Origin of the sequence: Suttonella ornithocola (genome assembly GCF_001889065.1) — a bacterium.
Classification (GTDB): domain Bacteria; phylum Pseudomonadota; class Gammaproteobacteria; order Cardiobacteriales; family Cardiobacteriaceae; genus Suttonella_A; species Suttonella_A ornithocola.
On record NZ_LWHB01000226.1, the window covers coordinates 1 to 989 of the forward strand.

Below are 989 nucleotides of genomic sequence, written 5' to 3' on the forward strand. Positions count from 1 at the left end.
TACCGCCAGAATGGCTAGATAAGGGCTATAGGATGTTTTGTTTTTTAGCTGATCGCACTATATAAGTCGTTCTTTATATCTGCTTTGGATAGATTGGATTATAAATGATTTGACTATAAGTAAATCAATATTAGGCAGGTGATTGAGTTCAGAAACAGTAAGTCGTTCCCCTTTTGCGAGTGGTAGGCGAGCATTTTTGGCTTCGGCATGAAAGGTTTTGTAATCAGCACCAATAACGAATTCGCTGACGTTATCCAATGTGCTAAAGGGACGGCTATAGTTGGCATCAAAGGTAAAGGCTTTTTGCTGGATGTTTCTAGCGGTGCCTATCGCTGTAAAGGTTTGTGCTTTATCTATTGCACTAGAAGGAAAGGCGTAATTCCAGTCGATATCGCGTTTGGAAAAACGTGCGCTGACTTGCCCAACAGCACCGTTGGTAAATTCGTGTTTGACATCGGCAAAGAGGTCGTGGCTTTTGCTGTTAAAGCGGTTCCAATTGGCGCCGTAGTATTGTTTGTTAGGTAAGCTAATGAGCGTTTTACCTTGTAATGGCAAGCCATTATCAGGATGAATATGGCGCTGTTGGTATAAATAGCCAAGTCCTAAGGTGGTTTGTGGAGTTAAGTCAATATCTAATGCGCCATATAGGGTTTCGTGATGATTGCTTTTCTTGGCGTTGGGATTTTCTTTATGAAAACTTTCCGCTAATACGCGAACGCGAATGGTTTGGCTTTGATTGAATGCGCCACTAACATCGCCTTTTATAGTCAAATCACTTATAATCCAATCTATCCAAAGCAGATATAAAGAACAACTTGTAGTAGAATTATCAAAAACAAACTGAGCATATCCTATGACCTACTGCAGCCAATTCCGACAGAAAATTCTTAACGATATTGCTAATGGAGAAACTTGGCGCGCTGTTGCAAAGCACTACAAGATCAGCAAATTCACCGTCTATAGCTGGATTAAAAATCCCCATCCTAAAG

2 protein-coding genes are annotated in these 989 nt (G+C 40.7%); one reads left to right on the forward strand and one right to left on the reverse strand.

The genetic code is table 11. From position 1 onward, the window contains the following. Positions 1–57 precede the first annotated feature (57 nt). The gene (locus tag A5N85_RS13215) at positions 58–771 is read right to left on the reverse strand and encodes a hypothetical protein (RefSeq protein ID WP_072577596.1); all 714 of its coding nucleotides are present in this window, start codon (positions 769–771) and stop codon (positions 58–60) included. 82 nt (positions 772–853) lie between these two features. On the opposite strand from A5N85_RS13215, the gene A5N85_RS17925 reads away from it, so the two are divergent. Further along, a partial coding sequence (locus A5N85_RS17925; RefSeq protein WP_428843258.1) for a helix-turn-helix domain-containing protein occupies positions 854–989 on the forward strand: 136 nt, incomplete at its 3' end.